Here is an 18970-nt window from a genome sequence, read left to right as displayed (position 1 = left end):
CAAAATAACCAGAAGGTATGACAATAAGATGAAGACATCTGATCCAGTATGATCAGCACACCATATGTAGTAGTGAGAACCAATAATTATACTAAACTCAATAGCTTGGTTATCCACACAAGCTGTGGATAACTTAGTTTAAATTTGGTGAGTAACAATGAAAGTTGCAGATCTATTGAGGATCAATAAATCGAATTTTCGGTTTGCCAGCTTCGTTGAAACTTCGGCGTACTACCAAGTTAAGGCTGATAGTTATTGAGATCGTCATCATTACAAAAATCGCAATCATAATGACAAGCTGATATTTGATCGCTATCAGTGGACTGGCTCCGCCTAAAATTTGACCAGTCATCATGCCAGGGAGAGAAACTAGCCCGGTTGTCGCCATAGTGGCTAATATGGGGGCTAAGGACTTCTGAAGTGCGACCTTAATAAAAGGCAGGGTCGCTACACGAATCGGTGCTCCTAGCGCGACAGAGGCCTCATACTCGCCCCATCGGCTTTCTAGTGAGCCAAAGAAGTTTTGTAACGCTACGATATTGCCACTTAGGCTGTTTCCTAACAGCATACCCGCCAAGGGAATGACGTATTGTGCACTGTAAAATGGTTCTGGTTGAATGATGGCAATGCACAGTAACCCGACAATAGGAAATAGACCGACTACTAGGCCAATACTGACGAAGCCCATTAATGGATATTTAGGAAGCTTTGCTTTACTAACGATTGCGTTTGAACCTACCACTATCATCACTGCTAACCATATAAGGTTGATGACTAAGCTATTTAAATAAAACAAGTATTCAAGGTAGAGGCCGACCAATGCCAGCTGTACCGTCATTCTCACCAAACCAACAATAGCATCGCGTCCAATGTTGATTTTGTAGTAGCTATTGATAGCAAAAGGGATCAGCAGAGTTAGTGAGAACAAGAGTATTTGCCACCAACTAATATCGACGACTTGCTGCATATTGACCCCATTTAGTGGTGTTCGAGAAGCTAAATTCTACCGCAAACTGAATGCTTAACCACCTATTTTTAAACGAGATCTAGATACATTTTATTAACAAAATCGTCATCTAAATCTAAAAATCTCACGTCAAAAATCGAATTTTAGAACTCACTCCAAAGGGTTAAAGTTGCAAAGTTGTAATGTCTTTCACATACTTATAACGATATTATTTTTTCATAACTGTTAACAAAATTACACATCGATTTTTAATTAAATACAACTCTGGATGAACTCAAAAAACGGTTGATTAATAAGGTATGAATGGTCGGAATTGATTGAACCACACGGTTAGTATGGTTTAGCATTTTCCAATAGAGATATTAAATAATTGAGTTGCAAACTAGCGCAATTCGCAAACTATACACGATACAAAATAGGCAAATGTATGAGTGATGTTAACAAAGTTGAGAGTGCTGAAAAGCATGGTATGGAGTGGAAATCATTTTTCTTCATCTGCGCCGTCTTCTTCCCTCTTTTGAGTGTAGCCATCGTAGGTGGTTACGGATTTATCGTTTGGATGCTTCAAATCTTCGTATTTGGTCCTCCTGGTGTACACGGCTAATTCCATAGCCCTTTATTCATTTACGATATTCAAGAGAGTTAGTCATGAAATCCTTTTTAATCAAACTTTGGCGTACTATCAGTCGCCCTGCAGTGCACATCAGCTTAGGTGTGTTGACTGCTGGTGGTTTTATCGCAGGTGTTATTTTCTGGGGTGGTTTTAACACTGCGCTAGAAGCAACAAACACAGAAGAATTCTGCATCAGTTGTCACACGATGCGTGACAACGTATACGTAGAGCTACAAGAAACCGTACACTGGAAAAACCACTCTGGTGTTCGTGCTACTTGTCCAGACTGTCACGTTCCTCATAACTGGACGGACAAAATTGCTCGTAAGATGCAGGCTTCTAAAGAAGTATTCGCGCAAGTATTTGGCGACCTAGATACACCAGAGAAATTCGAAGCGCGTCGTTTCGAACTTGCTCGCCACGAGTGGGATCGTTTCTCTGCCAACAAATCTTTAGAATGTAAAAACTGTCACAACTATGAGTCAATGGACTTTGAGCAAATGTCTCCAACGGCTCGTATCCAAATGAAATCAGCGGCTGAACGTGACCAAAGCTGCGTTGACTGTCACAAAGGTATTGCGCACAACTTGCCTAAAGATATGGCTAAAGCAAGCGGTATTGTGGGTGACCTAGAGCAAGTTGCAAATAGCACGTCTTACTCTAAAGGCGGTGAAGTGGTGTCCATTCGTCATTTGCCTCTTTATACAGATGAAACGGGCACAACTGAAGCGGGTCTACTAAGCCCAGCAAGTAAAGTTGAAATCCTGGATGTGAAAGGTGACATGATTAAAGTTGAAATTGATGGCTGGCGTAAAGCGAAAGGCTTTGGTCGCGTTATTCAAGAAGACTTTGGTAAGAACATTTCTACCGCGATTCTAACTCGTGAAGTATCTCAGAGCAGTGACGTTCATGTCGGCGAGAAGAAAGAAGATGAGTTAACGGGTCTTCCTTGGGAGAAAGTTGCCGTGGATCTTTGGATGAAACAAGGTTCTATGGTGTCTGACTTCAATCCAATTTGGGATGCAGCTGGTGAAGCGTATCAAACTAACTGTTCTACATGTCACACACAACCGGATGTTGCGCACTTCAGTGCTAACGGTTGGGTAGGTATGCTAGACGGTATGATCGCATTCGTGAACTTCGATACAGATACAGAAGCGCTTGTTCTTAAGTATCTACAGAAGCACTCTTCAGATTATTCTGAAGGTCACCACTAATAGACGTCAATTGGAGTAATAAAATGGCAATTACAAGAAGAAGCTTCCTTAAAGGCGCAGCTGGCTCAAGTGCAGCAGCACTAATTGGACCAAGTTTGCTGGCTTCGGCGTCTGCAAGTGCAGCGGAAACTGATGGTACTTGGAAGACATCTGGTTCTCACTGGGGCGCGTTTCGCGCCCGTGTATGGGGCGGAAAAGTTCAAGAAATCAAACCTTTAGAACTTGATAAGTACCCAACTGACATGCTTAACGGCATTAAGGGTATTATTTACAGCCCATCACGTGTGCGTTACCCAATGGTTCGCCTTGATTGGTTGAAGAAGCACAAATATGCTGCCGAAACTCGTGGTAACAACCGTTTTGTACGTGTGACGTGGGATGAGGCACTTGACTTGTTCTACCGTGAACTAGAGCGTGTTCAGAAAGATTACGGTCCATGGGCACTGCACACAGGTCAAACAGGTTGGCGTCAAACAGGTCAGTTCCACAGCTGTACTAACCACATGATGCGTGCCATGGGCCTACACGGCTATTCTGTTAAGAAAGTGGGCGACTACTCAACTGGTGCGGGTCAGACAATCCTACCTTACGTGCTTGGCTCTACAGAAGTTTACGCACAGGGTACGTCTTGGGAACTGATCCTTGAGAATAGTGACAACATTATTCTTTGGGCTAACGATCCAGTGAAAAACCTGCAGGTAGGTTGGACTTGTGAAACCCATGAGTCGTTTGCTTACCTAGAACAGCTTAAAGAAAAAGTAGCGAAGAAAGAGATCAATGTTATTTCTGTTGACCCAGTTAAAAACAAGACTCAACGCTATCTAGAAAACGAACACCTATATGTGAACCCGCAAACAGACGTGGCGTTCATGCTAGGTATGGCTCACACTCTTTATAACGAAGACTTGTATGATAAAAAGTTCATCGATACGTATTGCCTAGGTTTCGAAGACTTCATCAAGTACGTTCAGGGTGAGACCAAAGACAAGGTTGAGAAGACTCCAGAGTGGGCTGCAGACATCTGTGGTGTTCCAGCGGACAAGATTCGTGAGTTTGCACGTATGCTGGTTCAAGGCCGCACTCAAATCCTTTTCGGTTGGTGTGTACAGCGCCAAGAACATGGTGAGCAACCATACTGGATGGGTGCCGTACTTGCCTCAATGATTGGTCAAATCGGTCTGCCAGGCGGCGGTGTATCATATGGTCACCACTACTCAGGTATTGGCGTACCATCAACAGGCTTCGCAGCACCGGGTTCATTCCCGTTGAACATCGACCAAGGTCAAAAGCCTAAGTACACCAACCAAGACTTTAACGGTTACAGCCGAGTTATTCCTGTCGCGCGTTGGGTCGATAGTCTTGTGGAACCGGGTAAGAAGATCAATTCAAACGGTTCTGTTGTGACGCTACCAGATCTTAAGATGATGGTGTTTAGTGGCAACAACCCATGGCATCACCACCAAGATCGCAACCGCATGAAGAAAGCGTTCCGTAACCTTCACACTGTGGTCGCTGTTGACTTTGCTTGGACGGCAACGTGTCGTTTCTCTGACATCGTATTACCTGCTTGTACTCAGTGGGAACGTAACGATATTGATGGTTATGGTGCATACTCAGGCCGTGGTCTGATCGCGATGCATAAACTGGTTGACCCGCTGTTCCAATCTAAGACAGACTTCGAGATCATGACTGAGCTTACTCGTCGTTGGGGTCGTTCAGATGATTACACGCGTGGTATGTCTGAAATGGAATGGGTTAAGTCGCTTTATAACAACTGTAAAGAAGCGAACAAAGGCAAGTTTGAATTGCCGGAGTTTGAAGAGTTCTGGGAAAAAGGCTTCCTTGACTTCGGTACTGGTAAACCTTGGGTTCGCCACGCTGACTTCCGTGAAGATCCAGAGATCAATGCACTGGGTACGCCTTCAGGCTTTATCGAAATCACTAGCCGCACCATCGGCAACATGGGTTACGAATATTGCCAAGAGCACCCAATGTGGTTTGAAAAGTCTGAGCGTTCACATGGCGGTCCTGGTTCTGACAAGCACCCGTACTGGCTACAATCGTGCCACCCGGACAAGCGTCTTCACTCACAAATGTGTGAATCTGAAGAATTCCGCGCGACTTATGCTGTGCAGGGGCGTGAACCAATCTACATCAACCCTCAAGATGCAAAAGCAAAAGGCATTAAAGACGGTGATTTAGTTCGCGTATTCAATGACCGTGGTCAGCTTCTAGCGGGTGCTGTGGTTACTGATAGCTATGCACCTGGTGTGGTTCGTATTGAAGAGGGTGCTTGGTATGGTCCTCTAAACGAAAAAATCGGTGCGATCGATACCTATGGTGATCCAAACACGCTAACTCAAGATATTCCTTCTTCTGAGCTGGCACAGGCGACGTCTGCAAATACTTGTCTTGTAAACTTCGAGAAGTTCACAGGCAAAGTGCCGCCAGTGACGTCGTTCGGCGGACCGATCGAAGTGGCTTAACTGCAATTGGTCTCCCATAGTTTTAACTAGTACACAAAACCCATCCATTAGGATGGGTTTTTTTTTACCTAACAATATACTTATTAGGTAACTTCCTAATTTATGGTCGAGGGTTCAATGACCGAATATATCCCTGTATCTCAAGAGCTTGATGCATTGGCTATCAATCCTGAAATTAAGGTAACCAAACAAGGCAAAGAGCTGCATTTTGAAAATGTCAGTCTTCATTTCTCTCCTTTGTCGTCCCGTACCGCATTAGTGCAGTTTGAAAATCAGATCGAATCTGGGGCGTACGTTCTTGGTGATGGCTTCCAAATGTTGTGTCAAACCGCAGGAAAACTGGATGGTTTTATTGATATAGGCCGATGCCCAGATAACAACAGTAGCTATCGCATATATCCCGAAGATGCTCCGCGCCGTTTCTACAATTATCTGGTTGTTGAGCAGTCTACTGGCTTTCACTTATATGGTTTTACCTCATGCCATCGCTTCGCAGGTTATTTTGAACTGCAACATACCGGTCATGGCGTAGACATTGTGGCTTTGATTGATGGTGAAGAAAGCTCTCCGCAGCATTGGGAAAACAACCAACTGGAATCGCTAACGGTCTTGCACGGCGATAGCCTAGAGTCGGTCTACAACGAATACGCGAACCTCATTTCAAATCATCATCCCACCAGAATCGGTGTCTCAGGAGACAGTCCTATCGGTTGGTGCTCTTGGTACGCATACTATGCCGATGTAACTAAACAAAACGTGCTGGAAAACGTCGAAATCATGGCTGATAAGATGTTTGACTTAGAGTGGGTGCTGCTTGATGACGGTTACCAATCTTTTATGGGAGATTGGTTAACACCGTCGGACAAATTTGAAGGTGGCGTAAAATCACTGATCAACAATATTCGTGAAAAAGGAAAAAAACCGGCCATATGGATGGCACCATTTATCGCTCAAGCAGAATCGGAAGTATTTAAAAATCACCCTGAATGGTTTCTAAAGCATGACAATGGTGAACTGCTTAAGGCGGAAGATATTACTTATGGTGGTTGGCGCTGTACGCCATGGTACATCCTTGATGCATCACATCCGGAAGTTCAAGAACACTTAACTCGTGTTGTTAAAACCATGAGAGAAGAGTGGGGTGTGGAGCTGTTCAAACTGGATGCTAACTATTGGGGAACCTTAAAAGGTCAACGTTACCAGAAAGGTGTTACTGGGGTTGAAGCTTATCGTCTAGGTATGGCGGCAATAAACGAAGGTGCTGGCGACGCTTTGGTTCTGGGTTGCAACGCACCAATGTGGCCTTCACTTGGGTTGGTTGATGCAATGCGTGTTTCTGATGATGTAGAACGCGATCCACATCGATTTGAGCAAATTGCCAAAGAGACGTTCTATCGCAGTTGGCAACATCAGAGGCTGTGGTTAATTGACCCAGATTGTGCCACGTTCACTTCACTGCCTAATCAAGGCACTGATAGAGCCAGTTACGAATTCCATCGTAATGTTCTGCTGGCGAGTGGCGGATTGTTGTTATCAGGAGATCCATTACCAGAACTCACGCCATTTGCTGAGGAAACGCTCGCACGGCTGGTGTCACGCCAGCGACACTCGACCAATGCGTCAACATTTACATCACTGTCGATGAATCACGCAACGTTGAAGCTGTCAGAGGAACGCAGAGTGCATTGTTTGTTCCACTATGACGATGATGTAACGGAGTACACCCTGACCGCTGAATTACCTTGTGACTGGTTCGATTACTGGACGGGAGAGAAACTCAATAAAGAACCGGTTCAGATCCAGATTATTCCGGTTAATCGAGGTTTAGACAGTCGTGCAATCGTATCGGTCATGCACTTAGCTAATTGACCGAATTATAGTTCAACCAGCCAGTAATACCCGTAACCGACGACGATTGCGGGTATTGCCGAGTAAAATGTAGCCGCTAGCGCAGCTTTAGGAGCGAGTGCGATAGCAGGAAACAAAGCATCCCCATCATTAGAAATGGCATTCGAAATTTGCGCGGACATTGGCATCGCACCAGTAATATAAAGACTAGTTACCAAAATTTGCGGTCCGCAACCAGGTAGTAAACCAACCAGCATCCCTACAAGAGGCATATAAACGCCATAACCAGATAGCGCCGAACCTAAATCGATATGTGCGAAGTGGACACTTAGCTCAAAAAACAAAAACGCCACTATGACCCAAGCACTTACAAAATGAGTGTCTTGTGCTGCTTTTTGCATTGGGTGTGATGACGCGATTTTAGCGTCTTCCGCGACCGTACTTTGATAGTCGTTGATTTCTTTGGTGAAGGCCCACAAAAGCATCATTACCACGGCTAAGATCGCACCAGTCCACTCAATACTGTTAGCTGGCAAACCAAGTACTTGGTTTATGTCGACCTGAAATGACATGGCAAAGGCAACGATCAGAGCGGGCACAATAATCCACTTCCAGAATAGTCCCTGCAGATTTATCGCTGCTCTTTGAATCCCCGTTGATTCCTGTGTGGTTTTACATGTGCGATTGGTATTATCTGTGTTATTTACTTGTGAGACGCGTTTTGCCGAGGGATTAGCGGACTTAGGGCGCAGGAAATCGGCAGCGTGTATTTTGTTTACGATTAGCCCTGAGATCATCCCGACAGCGACCCCCATCGTGACAAGGCCTAATCCCACGCTAGGTTTACTCGCTAAGATCAAAAATGCGGCATCACCCATTGTTGCGGTTAATACCGCAACTACAGAACCGAAGCCAACTCTACCGGAAACATACTGTGTCGTGACAATTATGGCACCACCACAGCCGGGCAGAGCCCCTAACAACGAAGAAAAGACAACTTGATGTGTTGGTGAGTGGTGGTAAAGCTCGACGAGTCGGTTTTGACTAGACACCAGTTGAGATATTCGATGATAAACGACTAAAGTAAATACGACATAGCAGGAGACGGCCCAGAAAGCATCGGAAAGCGCATTCATTGTGACTTCTCTAGTAACGCTAGACGCGAGTAGGGCAGCCATAGCAATAGGTAGTATGAGACGCTTATACTTTGGTGTGAACTGGTCGATAGTTAATCCATTCACGATAGCGAGGTTTTTTACCTGTTGCATACACTTTACCGATATTAAATGAGAATTGTTATCATTATACATACGTGAGAATAATTCTCAATGTCATTGATATGGTTATCTACATGAAGAAATAGAACGAATCTGACATCAACCGATGACAAATTTAGAAATTCAGGTAAAGTAACGACCTTTGTGAGATGTAAAGCAGGCGCATGAGCCTGATGATCAGAATTAGTTAGGAAGCAAAATGATTTTAGTTGTCGGTCATAAGAACCCAGATAGTGATAGCATTTGTGGAGCACTCGTTGCAACAGAACTTCTAAAAGCTCGTGGTCTTGAAGCACAGCCAGTTCGCCAAGGTGAAATTAACCGTGAAACTCAACATATCCTTGCAACAGCAGGTGTTGATCAACCAGAACTTCGCACTAGTGTTGCTGGTGAAAAAGTATGGTTAGTTGATTACACCGATCTGGCTCAAGCACCAGATGATATCAATGAAGCTGAAATTCTAGGTATTGTTGACCACCACCGTTTAGGTGACGTCATGACCGTTAACCCTCTTGAAGCTTGGATTTGGCCTGTAGGTTGTACATGTACTATCTTGTTCAATCTATTCAAGATGGAAAACGCTGAGATTACTCGCCCTCTCGCTATCCTAATGATGTCTGCAATTTTGTCTGACACTGTAGGTTTCGCTTCACCAACGTGTACTCAAAAAGATAAAGATGCAGTAGCGGAACTAGCTGAGATCGCAGGTGTTGAAGATCTTGATGCATTCATCAAAGATCTGCTAATTGCAAAAACAAACATCGAAGGTCTGTCTGCAGCTGAGCTAGTAGAAAAAGACCTTAAAGCATACCCATTCAACGGTCGTGATGTAGTTGTTGGTCAAGTTGAACTTGCGACACTTGAGCAAGTAGATGGCATGATTGACGCGCTTGAAGCAGACTTAACTCGTCGTTGTGAAGAACAAGGCCTAGCTTTTGCAGCGGTAATGCTAACGGATATTACAACAGCACAAACTCGCCTAATCTACAAAGGTGAGTGGGCTGAGAAGTTGGTTAAGCACGAAGAAAACGGCATGCTTATGATGGAGAATACACTAAGTCGTAAGAAGCAAGGTTGGCCTTGGCTTCAGAACGAGCTGGTGTAATTATTCACTAAGTTTGTAAAAAGCCCTAGTATCTAAGGTACTGGGGTTTTTTAATTTTCGAATCTACATAAAGGTGTTCAGTGATGGCATTAGAGCAACAGCAAATCGATGAAATCTCCAGCTATGACGAAGAGAAACGGCTGAAGTACAGTGTGAAGACTATGGTTCAAGAGCGTCAGATATGGATTCTGACCGATGAACATGGCTGTGTCATGTTAAACACGGAAGATGAAGATTGTGTTCCAGTTTGGCCGCATCAAGAGCTAGCTGAGCAATGGGCTACAGGAGAGTGGGATCACTGCAAAGCAGAAGCTATCTCTTTAAATAAATGGCATAGCCGCTGGACCTATGGTTTGGAAGATGACGAATTGGCTGTGGTCGTGTTCCCAAATCAAAATGAAGAAGGGGTTATTTTATTCCCTGATGAGTTTGATTTCGAGCTAAAGAAGCAGGCGACTAAGCTTTCCAGAAAGTAAGCTATCCAGAAAGCAAGTGAGTATTGAAATAGTAAATAGACATTGCATGACGTATTCATTTACCTGAAGTTAAGGTAGACTCTTTGCCAGTTTTTCTTACGGTAAGTTTCTGTCATGCAACGTTTCTTTCTATTAATCTTGGGCGTACTTATTAGCTCGCTGGCGTCCGCCTCCAACAAGGACAACTGGGATTTAGTCAGCGATATTGGCGCCTATGGATTGGTTGGTTTGGCAGCGGGATTACCAGCCTACCAAGAAGATTGGGAAGGTGTTTGGCAGGCAGGTTTAAGTATTGGTTCTGCTTCGGCTATCGGTTTGGTAGGAAAACACACGATCGATGCACCGAGACCGGATGGCAGTGATAACAAGAGTTTTCCATCAAACCATACGGCAAATGCATTTGCTTCTGCAACTACCCTACACATAAGGCATGGGTGGCAGGTCGGTTTACCCGCATATGGAGTCGCAACTTTAGTAGGCGTCGGACGTGTACAAGCGGACAAACATTATTGGCGCGATGTTGCTGCGGGCGCGGCTATCGGTATCTTTACTGGCTGGATGTTTACCGACAAGTTGGACCCGAATGTTCAACTGCTGCCGTGGGCTTCTTCGCAGGGCGCTGGTATTTCCATGACCTATGTTTGGTAGCGATCTATGTCCGGAACACCCACTACTTAGTGCAAAATAAAAAGCTCAGCGATTGCTGAGCTTTCTAATTCATGGAAAAACAACGATTAATCGCGCTTCCAAAGGATATGACAGAACTTATTCTCTGGATCACGGCTTACCAATAAGCGCGCGAACACATCATCAAGAACATCGTCTTCTTCGTTGACTAATCCAATACGCACTTCTGCGTAGGTTTCATCAACGTCGAATCCTACCTGTTCAGCCCAATCCGAACCTGTTTCTACAACCTCAGCTGCGCCACGGTCGTCGAACTGTGCAGTAAAAAGAATGACATCTGCAGGTTCAAGATTATCAGGGGCCATCTCTAGGAAGATGTCGTAGGCCGCTTCGATAACGTCATCGTATGAAATCAGTTCTGACATAACTTACGCTCTGTTCATGTATTTGCGTTCTGCAGTGTTGATCACTACACGGTCACCTGTTGCAATGTACTCAGGTACTTGTACGGTTAGACCTGTTGACAGCCGAGCTGGTTTTGTACGAGCTGACGCTGACGCGCCCTTGATTGACGGATCAGTCTCTTCGATAACGAGCTCGACAGAAGAAGGGAGTTCAAGACCCACAGCACTGCCGTTTACTAGAATAACTTGTACACCTTGAGTGTCTTCATTGATGAACAGTAGATCGTCTTCAATTTCGTTATGTTTGAACGTGAACTGGCTGTAATCTTCGTTATCCATAAAGATATACTCGTCACCATCAACGTAAGAGAACGTCACGTTACGCTTGTTCATTTCAACGGTTTCTAGAGTATCATCAGACTTGAAACGCTCATCAACTCTTGAGCCTGTTGCCAAATCAGTACAACGCAATTTATAGATCTTTGCACCGCCACGACCGCCTGGAGTCGTTACTTCGATATCTTTGATTAGCAACGTTTTGCCATTTGACTCAATCGCAAAACCTTTTTTTAGCTCACTTGCCTTAGGCATGGGAATATTTCCTTCGTTTTTTGTTTAGACAGTCAATTATACGTCCGAAGTCGGGCTTTGCTCAAGAAACATGTGATGCCGGCCACGATTCATTTGAGCATTGAATCTCGACATTTGGAAACGTAGAATAGATCCATCCGCAGTACTCTAAATCGATATCGTGCATACTCCGAATTCACTTTCATCACTGATCGCTCAACCTCAATATGCTGATGTTGTCCAAGACCTATTAGCTTGTTTGAAAGCTGGTCTTAAAGACAATCTCCACAGCGTCTATATTTATGGCTCAGTGGCACAGGGGCGCGCCATCCCTGACGTATCCAATCTGGATGTTGTTGTGGTTACTCATCAATCATTCAGCGACAGTCGAACGTCCCTTTTCAACAGTATTAATTGGCGCTTTCAAAAAGAGTTTCCCTTTGTACGAGGTATCTCGATACGCACTGCGCTCGTAAAGCAAGTGGCATCACTTGATGCTTTGTTTACGTGGGGGTTCTTACTCAAGCAGTGTTGTATGAATGTGTATGGTGAAAACTTGGCCGAGTGTTTTGGCGAGTATATTCCTAGCTGGGAAATTTCAAAGCAGTGGAATATGGATATTGCAGAGAGTGCTATCAATCTGCGTAGCGAAATTGCGCAAGCAACAACAGAAGACCAAATGCTAATGGCGCAGCGCCAAATGGCTAAGAAGTTATTACGTGCTGCTTATGGACTTGTTCTACATAAACACAAGAAGTGGATAGATGAACCTAAGGAGTGTGGTTTGCAATTCTTAAACTATTTTCCGGAGCGCCAGCAAACTGTTGAACGTCTTGGGATCTTGTTGGGGAATCGAGTCATTCCTAAACGTTCAGTAGTGGGTATCTTGGATGAGTTTGGGACATGGATTGCTAATGAGTACGAGAAAACAGAATTCAAAATTGGCTAACTTTACTATTAGAAGAGCCCCATTTGAGGCGCACTCAAATCATCAAAGCTCTGGCCAATAAAAGGTAATATTGCTTCAGCAATTGGTCGCAGTTGTTTATCAATGTAGTGCTGATAATCAATAGGTGAACGTTGATACTCAATGGGTTCCGGTCCATTCAAAGTAATGACATATTCTATTCTGCCCTTGTTTTGGTATTGCAATGGTCGTCCTAATTGCTGGTTGATGTCGTCTGCCATACGTGCCGCACGTACTTGAGGGGGAATATTCTTTTGATATTCGTGCAGCTTTCTGCGCAGGCGCTTTTGATAAACTAATTGATCATCAAACTCACCTCGTGAAGTGCTTTCTACAAATGAACGAACATAGTCAGATGGATCTTGGTTTTTGAACACCATCATATAGAGCTTTTGCTGAAACTGTTGCGCCAGTGCAGTCCAGTCGGTTCTGGCACTTTCCAATCCTTTGAAGATCAGTCGCTCCTTGTCACCATCTCCAATTAAACCTGCATAACGCTTTTTAGATCCGGTTTCTGACCCTCTGATCGTTGGCATCAGAAACTTCTGATAGTGGGTTTCATACTCCAATTCCAAAATGGACGTTAAGTTGTACTCGTTCTTGAGATGATCAGCCCACCACGTATTCAGATAGTCGATAAGTTGGTTACCAATATCATCCGCGCTTTGAGCATCAAACTTACCATTCAATGAAACAAAGGTTGAATCGGTGTCACCATAAATAACTTGATACCCTTTCTCTTCAATTAAGCGCTTCGATGTTTTCATTATCTCATGACCACGCATGGTAATTGAGGAGGCTAGACGAGTATCGAAAAATCGACAACCTGATGAGCCCAAGACACCATAAAACGAGTTCATGATGATCTTAATAGCTTGAGAAAATGCCTTTTCATTGTTAGCTTTTGCGATATCACGAGCTTTCCACAATTCTTCGATTAAATTTGGAAGAAAATGCTGCGTACGGTGGAATTGACCTCCTCTAAATCCTGCTACAGCTTGGTCGTCATTTTTACCAATTTCTAATTTCAACCCTTCAATCAGTCCCATAGGATCGATCAAGAAGGAGCGAATAATGGATGGATAAAGGCTTTTGAAGTCGAGTACAAGTACCGAATCATACAACCCTGGGATGGAGTCCATGACGTAACCACCTGGGCTCGCCACCCAGTTTTCAGGATGCAAATTAGGTGCTGCGTAATGAGAGCGATGTAGGCGAGGGAGATAAAGATTGGTGAAGGCTGCTACCGAGCCGCCGACTCGGTCTAGCTCAACCCCCGTCAACTTGGTACGTTCAATGGCGAATTCTAGCAAGTGGGTGTGTGCAAAGATGCGGTTAACCAACACACAGTCTTGCAGGTTATACTTAGCGAGTGATGGCTTGTCTTGGCGGAACATGGTGTTAATTTCTGCCATTCGGTCATGCACGTTATGAATCGCTTTCCCTTCGCCTAACAGTTCTTGAGAAACCGATTCTAGAGACCAAGAGCGGAAACCGTAAGTGGCGGTTTTTAGCGTATCAATACCGTCTAACACCACACGTCCCGGAATAGTGATAAAGCTTTGCTGACTAGAGGGTAGAGTACGAAAGTATATATTCTGCTCGCCTCGACCCAAACTGAGCTTCACATGGTTCAATTCTGCACGTTTATTAAGTAACTTAAAATCAAAGTCAATGACACTCCACCCTACGATGACATCGGGATCAAACGTTTTAAACCAGTCATTTAACGCTAAAAGTAGGGCTTTTTCATCGTCGACCCATTCAACTTGTGTGGCGCACTCCTCCGCTTTACCTACCATAATAACGCGACTATCTCTCGCGCTATCAAGGCCAATAGAATACAACTGACCTTTCTCAGAACACTCTATGTCCAAAGAAACCACGTTTAATTTAGGTGTGTAGTCGTAGGCTTTGCACTTGGCATTATTGATTCGAATGTACTGGTTGCAAGTGTTGGCATTGATTACTTCACAGTTGCCTGTGACCGCTAAACTACCTTGGATAAAACGCTCCATTAGAAAACGGTCTGCTAACTTAATGTCTGCTTCAAGAACCAGAATGTCATTATTCAACAAAAGCTCGTGAAGCTTACGCGCGCCGGAAATTGATTGACTGTAGACCGCGAAGAGGTCTTCACCTTCGAAGCTTTTTAGTTCAACAGGTTTGAGGGCAATAGGAAGTCGAGCATCAGATGCCAATTCATCAACGATCTCCGCAAAATGACGCGGTACAAAAAATACTGGTTCTTGTCCTTCAATTAGAATTTGGACGGGCCCATTCACCGTGGAAATCCACAGCTCAATCTGTGGTCCTTGACGCGTATCTCTTGATTGTCGGGTTAACAGAAACCCTTTATGGATGTCCAACTCAGTTTTTTCCTACCGGCATAATGGCTGTGCGTAAATTTTAAGCTAAATATCATTGGTTGATAATCACATGTGAGGAAGTAGTGTAACAAAGGCTTACCAATCGCGAAAATCTATGAATATGGGCTAAACTTTAGTAACGAACAGTATAAATTAGAATAGTGATTTATATCGAGTTTTTGTGATCTTTTGGCATATGATGTGTACTGGGTTTCATAGGCGGCCATTGGGAAATAATCGTAGTAAAACGAGGAGTTACGTTTAAGCACTAGGATGAGTGACTAATTTGTAACCTAATGATTTTAAAGTTTTTATGATTGACGACGCTTCATCTTCATCGTAATGTGTTTGCCAAAGTTTGCGCTCGTGCACGATTTGTACAAGAGCAATTTAGTTTCAAATGAGGTAAGATAGCTAGCCATGCTGCTATCCACTAACCTCAAGTGGTCGCAGAGCCAATAGACAAGTGTGGAGATACAAGTTTGATTAATGTTTTCCTTGTAGATGATCACGAACTGGTTCGCACAGGGATACGACGTATTATCGAAGACGTCCGTGGAATGAATGTAGCAGGAGAAGCTGACAGTGGTGAAGAAGCCGTAAAATGGTGTCGTAGCAACCATGTTGACGTCATTTTAATGGACATGAATATGCCTGGTATTGGCGGTTTAGAAGCAACAAAGAAGATTCTACGCCACAATCCAGACATTAAGATCATCGTGTTAACTGTACATACGGAAAATCCGTTTCCGACAAAAGTGATGCAAGCAGGTGCCGCCGGATACCTAACCAAAGGTGCAGCGCCTGATGAAATGGTCAACGCTATTCGACTCGTCAATAGTGGTCAGAGATACATTTCTCCTGAAATTGCTCAGCAAATGGCACTTAGCCAATTTTCATCAGCGTCTGAGAACCCGTTTAAAGACCTGTCTGAACGTGAACTTCAAATCATGATGATGATCACCAAAGGGCAAAAGGTAACAGACATTTCAGAGCAACTGAGCTTGAGCCCGAAAACAGTTAATAGCTATCGATACAGACTTTTTAGTAAGCTGGATATCAATGGTGATGTTGAACTGACTCATTTAGCTATTCGACATGGAATGTTAGATACTGAGACATTATAGTGTCGGAACACATTTTTGATTCAACATCATTTCTAAAGACTGTAACCAACCAACCCGGCGTCTACCGAATGTATGACGCCGAGTCGGTCGTTATTTATGTCGGCAAAGCCAAAGACCTCAAAAAACGCCTTACTAGCTACTTTCGTAAACGAGTCGATAGCGAAAAGACACGTGCCTTAGTCAGCAACATTGCGAAAATCGATGTTACTGTTACTCATACAGAAACCGAAGCACTGATCCTTGAGCACAATTATATTAAGCAGTATTTACCCAAATATAATGTGTTGCTAAGAGACGATAAGTCTTATCCCTATATTTTCTTATCGGGACATAAACATCCACGGCTTTCGATGCATCGAGGAGCACGACGTAAGAAAGGGGAGTATTTCGGTCCTTACCCTGATTCTGGTGCTGTTAGGCAAACTCTTCATCTTCTTCAAAAGATCTTTCCGGTTCGTCAGTGTGAAGACTCTGTCTATGCTAACCGCAGCCGTCCATGCCTAATGTACCAAATCGGCCGTTGTGCCGGTCCGTGTGTCAGCAGCATTATCTCCGATGAAGAATATGCAGAACTGGTTGGATTGCTACGTCTGTTCTTGCAAGGAAAAGACAGTAACGTATTGCAAATGCTGGTGGAGAAAATGGATGAAGCAAGCCGCAATCTGAAATTCGAAGATGCGGCTAAATATCGTGACCAGATACAAGCTATTAGACGGGTTCAAGAGCAGCAGTTCGTTTCCGAAGACAGCGATGATGACATGGATGTGCTTGGGTTTGCTCAAGAGAAAGGTGTCGCTTGTGTCCATATTCTAATGATTCGCCAAGGTAAAGTACTCGGTAGCCGCAGTCATTTCCCAAAAATCCCAAGTAACACTGACCGAAAAGAAGTGTTTTACAGTTTCTTGAGCCAATACTATCTGAATCAGACGGAATCTAGGACCATCCCTACGCGAATCATCCTTAATGATGACCTTGTAGAGGATATCAGTACGTTAGGTGAAGCACTGTCTGAAATTGCGGGAAGGAAAGTTATTTTCCACGTTAATCCGACGGGGTCTCGTGGTCGTTACCTTAAACTATCAAACACCAACGCATTAACGGCAATTACCACCAAAATCAATCATAAGATGACAATCAACCAGCGCTTCAAAGCCCTTCAAGAAGAACTGGAATTGGAAAGCATAACTCGCATGGAGTGCTTCGATATCAGTCATACGATGGGTGAAAGTACTATTGCATCTTGCGTGGTGTTTAATCAAGAAGGGCCGTTAAAGCAAGAGTATCGTCGCTACAACATTACTGGTATTACTGGCGGTGACGATTATGCTGCCATGGGACAGGTTCTTGAACGTCGCTACTCTAAGCAAATCGATGTAGACAAAATTCCCGATATTATTTTTATTGATGGTGGTAAAGGTCAACTCAACCGTGCGGTTAAAATCGTTTCTCAGTATTGGAGAGAGTGGCCTAAGCATCCATTATTAATTGGTATCGCTAAAGGGGTGACTCGTAAACCGGGATTAGAAACTTTAATTACCCCTGAGGGACGTGAGTTTAACTTACCAAGTGACGCTCCAGCACTTCATCTAATTCAGCATATTCGAGACGAGAGTCATGATCATGCGATAGCAGGCCATCGAGCCAAACGTGCTAAAACACGACGTACCAGCCCGTTAGAAGGGATTGAAGGAATCGGTCCTAAGCGTCGCCAAGCCTTGCTGAAGTACATGGGTGGTTTGCAAGAACTTAAGCGAGCCAGTGTAGAAGAAATCGCCAAAGTACCCGGAATTAGCAAATCTTTGGCAGAAAACATCTATCAAGCATTGAAACACTAGAGAAAATCCCGCAACATAAAGGCGCAGTAGAAAAGAGCCGATAATAATATGCGTTTAAACATACCTAACATTCTGTCTTTGTTGAGATTATTTCTCATCCCCGTGTTCATTGTAGTTTTCTATCTCCCATACAGCTGGGCGCCGTTTGCTGCCGCAATGGTGTTTTGGGTGGCCGGTTTTACCGACTGGTTAGATGGGATGTTAGCAAGGAAGTTGGGGCAAACCTCTCGATTTGGCGCTTTCATAGACCCCGTCGCTGACAAAGTGTTAGTGGCTACTGCGTTGATTCTAATTACTGAACACTATCACAGCATTTGGGTGACCATCCCTGCGGTTACCATGATTGCGCGTGAGATTATCATTTCTGCTCTGAGAGAGTGGATGGCTGAAATCGGTAAGCGCGCCAGTGTCGCTGTTTCGTGGGTAGGTAAAGTTAAGACCCTCACACAGATGTTTGCACTGTGGGTACTTATCTGGCGCTATGACGATTGGATGGTATGGCTAGGCTTCGGTGCTCTTTATGTTGCGACGGTATTAACCTACTGGTCAATGTTCCAATATCTGGCTGCTGCTAAAGATGATTTATTGAATGCAGATGATTAGTGATAAAGAATAAGTGAAGGCGAGCGATGAGCTCGCCTTTTTTATCACTATTGAATGCCTTAATACTCGACGACAGGCGCTTCGGTAAGTGATATCAGAGTTCTTAGGTTTTGTAGATATAAATATAACAACAGAGCAAAACAAGTTTTCTAGTGCTAAATGTGCATGTTTTTGCTAGAAAATTGAGCAAATTAGCGCTTTTTGGATGTTTCTTAGACAAACGATTCAAAATATAAAAAAACGTGTTGACTCATTTTCCTGATTGCGTAAAATGCCTCCCGTACTCAAGAGGAACTGCTTAAAGCAAATCGCTTAGGCTAGAGCTCAGAGTGACAAGAAGGCGCCTTGGCAGAGTGGCTATGCAGCGGATTGCAAATCCGTGGACCTCGGTTCGACTCCGGGAGGCGCCTCCATTCTCTCTTAGAGAATATGCGACACTAGCTCAGTTGGTAGAGCGCAACCTTGCCAAGGTTGAGGTC

General features: G+C 44.1%; 16 protein-coding genes and 1 tRNA gene. 12 read left to right on the top strand and 5 right to left on the bottom strand.

The genetic code is table 11. The annotated features are described in order from the left end of the window. Positions 1–172: 172 nt before the first annotated feature. Complete coding sequence (locus tag AWH66_RS14005) at positions 173–967, bottom strand: ABC transporter permease (RefSeq protein WP_063604452.1); 795 nt, start codon at positions 965–967, stop codon at positions 173–175. 427 nt (positions 968–1394) lie between these two features. Here AWH66_RS14005 and torE point away from each other — a divergent pair, with 427 nt between their 5' ends. From torE to AWH66_RS13985, 4 genes are all read left to right on the top strand, one after another. After that, the gene (torE, locus tag AWH66_RS14000) at positions 1395–1571 is read left to right on the top strand and encodes a trimethylamine N-oxide reductase system protein TorE (RefSeq protein WP_006075126.1); all 177 of its coding nucleotides are present in this window, start codon (positions 1395–1397) and stop codon (positions 1569–1571) included. Between the two features lie 44 nt (positions 1572–1615). Beyond that, complete coding sequence (torC, locus tag AWH66_RS13995) at positions 1616–2797, top strand: pentaheme c-type cytochrome TorC (protein WP_006075127.1); 1182 nt, start codon at positions 1616–1618, stop codon at positions 2795–2797. Positions 2798–2820: 23 nt separating this feature from the next. Continuing rightward, positions 2821–5283, top strand: coding sequence for a trimethylamine-N-oxide reductase TorA (gene torA / locus AWH66_RS13990; RefSeq protein ID WP_006075128.1), 2463 nt, complete (start codon positions 2821–2823; stop codon positions 5281–5283). Between the two features lie 117 nt (positions 5284–5400). After that, positions 5401–7152 carry a glycoside hydrolase family 36 protein gene (locus AWH66_RS13985; protein ID WP_063604467.1) on the top strand — a complete coding sequence of 584 codons (1752 nt, stop codon included), beginning with the start codon at positions 5401–5403 and terminating at the stop codon, positions 7150–7152. Between the two features lie 5 nt (positions 7153–7157). Here AWH66_RS13985 and AWH66_RS13980 read toward each other — a convergent pair whose 3' ends face one another. Continuing rightward, the gene (locus AWH66_RS13980; RefSeq protein WP_063604453.1) at positions 7158–8399 is read right to left on the bottom strand and encodes a putative manganese transporter; all 1242 of its coding nucleotides are present in this window, start codon (positions 8397–8399) and stop codon (positions 7158–7160) included. Positions 8400–8607: 208 nt separating this feature from the next. Here AWH66_RS13980 and AWH66_RS13975 point away from each other — a divergent pair, with 208 nt between their 5' ends. The 3 genes from AWH66_RS13975 (at position 8608) to AWH66_RS13965 (ending at position 10637) form a co-directional block, all read left to right on the top strand. Continuing rightward, the gene (locus AWH66_RS13975; protein ID WP_006075131.1) at positions 8608–9513 is read left to right on the top strand and encodes a manganese-dependent inorganic pyrophosphatase; all 906 of its coding nucleotides are present in this window, start codon (positions 8608–8610) and stop codon (positions 9511–9513) included. Positions 9514–9596: 83 nt separating this feature from the next. Further along, complete coding sequence (locus AWH66_RS13970; protein WP_006075132.1) at positions 9597–9989, top strand: DUF2750 domain-containing protein; 393 nt, start codon at positions 9597–9599, stop codon at positions 9987–9989. Positions 9990–10103: 114 nt separating this feature from the next. Continuing rightward, positions 10104–10637 carry a phosphatase PAP2 family protein gene (locus AWH66_RS13965; protein ID WP_063604454.1) on the top strand — a complete coding sequence of 178 codons (534 nt, stop codon included), beginning with the start codon at positions 10104–10106 and terminating at the stop codon, positions 10635–10637. 86 nt (positions 10638–10723) lie between these two features. Here the strand turns inward: AWH66_RS13965 and AWH66_RS13960 are convergent, their stop codons facing one another. Both AWH66_RS13960 and efpL read right to left on the bottom strand, forming a co-directional pair. Further along, positions 10724–11041 carry an HI1450 family dsDNA-mimic protein gene (locus AWH66_RS13960; protein WP_063604455.1) on the bottom strand — a complete coding sequence of 106 codons (318 nt, stop codon included), beginning with the start codon at positions 11039–11041 and terminating at the stop codon, positions 10724–10726. A gap of 3 nt (positions 11042–11044) precedes the next feature. After that, a complete protein-coding gene (efpL, locus tag AWH66_RS13955) occupies positions 11045–11611 on the bottom strand; it encodes an elongation factor P-like protein EfpL (RefSeq protein WP_006075135.1) in 567 nt (188 codons plus the stop codon). Positions 11612–11771: 160 nt separating this feature from the next. On the opposite strand from efpL, the gene AWH66_RS13950 reads away from it, so the two are divergent. Continuing rightward, positions 11772–12539, top strand: a complete 768-nt coding sequence (locus tag AWH66_RS13950) for a nucleotidyltransferase domain-containing protein (protein ID WP_063604456.1) — start codon at positions 11772–11774, stop codon at positions 12537–12539. A gap of 8 nt (positions 12540–12547) precedes the next feature. Here the strand turns inward: AWH66_RS13950 and AWH66_RS13945 are convergent, their stop codons facing one another. Next, complete coding sequence (locus tag AWH66_RS13945; RefSeq protein WP_063604457.1) at positions 12548–14926, bottom strand: DNA polymerase II; 2379 nt, start codon at positions 14924–14926, stop codon at positions 12548–12550. Positions 14927–15408: 482 nt separating this feature from the next. Here AWH66_RS13945 and uvrY point away from each other — a divergent pair, with 482 nt between their 5' ends. The 4 genes from uvrY to AWH66_RS13925 all read left to right on the top strand — a co-directional run bounded on the left by uvrY (position 15409) and on the right by AWH66_RS13925 (position 18904). Further along, positions 15409–16053 (top strand): UvrY/SirA/GacA family response regulator transcription factor, encoded by a 645-nt coding sequence (uvrY, locus tag AWH66_RS13940; protein ID WP_006075673.1) that lies wholly within the window; start codon positions 15409–15411, stop codon positions 16051–16053. After that, positions 16053–17888 (top strand): excinuclease ABC subunit UvrC, encoded by a 1836-nt coding sequence (uvrC, locus tag AWH66_RS13935; RefSeq protein WP_063604458.1) that lies wholly within the window; start codon positions 16053–16055, stop codon positions 17886–17888. The genes uvrY and uvrC overlap by 1 nt, the downstream gene beginning before the upstream one ends. Before the next feature lie 48 nt (positions 17889–17936). Continuing rightward, on the top strand, positions 17937–18491 hold the full coding sequence (pgsA, locus tag AWH66_RS13930) for a CDP-diacylglycerol--glycerol-3-phosphate 3-phosphatidyltransferase (RefSeq protein WP_038225942.1): 555 nt from the start codon (positions 17937–17939) through the stop codon (positions 18489–18491). A gap of 339 nt (positions 18492–18830) precedes the next feature. Continuing rightward, positions 18831–18904: transfer RNA gene (locus tag AWH66_RS13925), tRNA-Cys, on the top strand. Positions 18905–18970 lie beyond the last annotated feature (66 nt).

The organism is Vibrio barjaei, assembly GCF_001639065.2.
Classification (GTDB): Bacteria; Pseudomonadota; Gammaproteobacteria; order Enterobacterales; family Vibrionaceae; genus Vibrio; species Vibrio barjaei.
The sequence above is the reverse complement of the archived record's forward strand: the minus strand, read 5'-3'. Positions and strand labels throughout refer to the sequence as shown.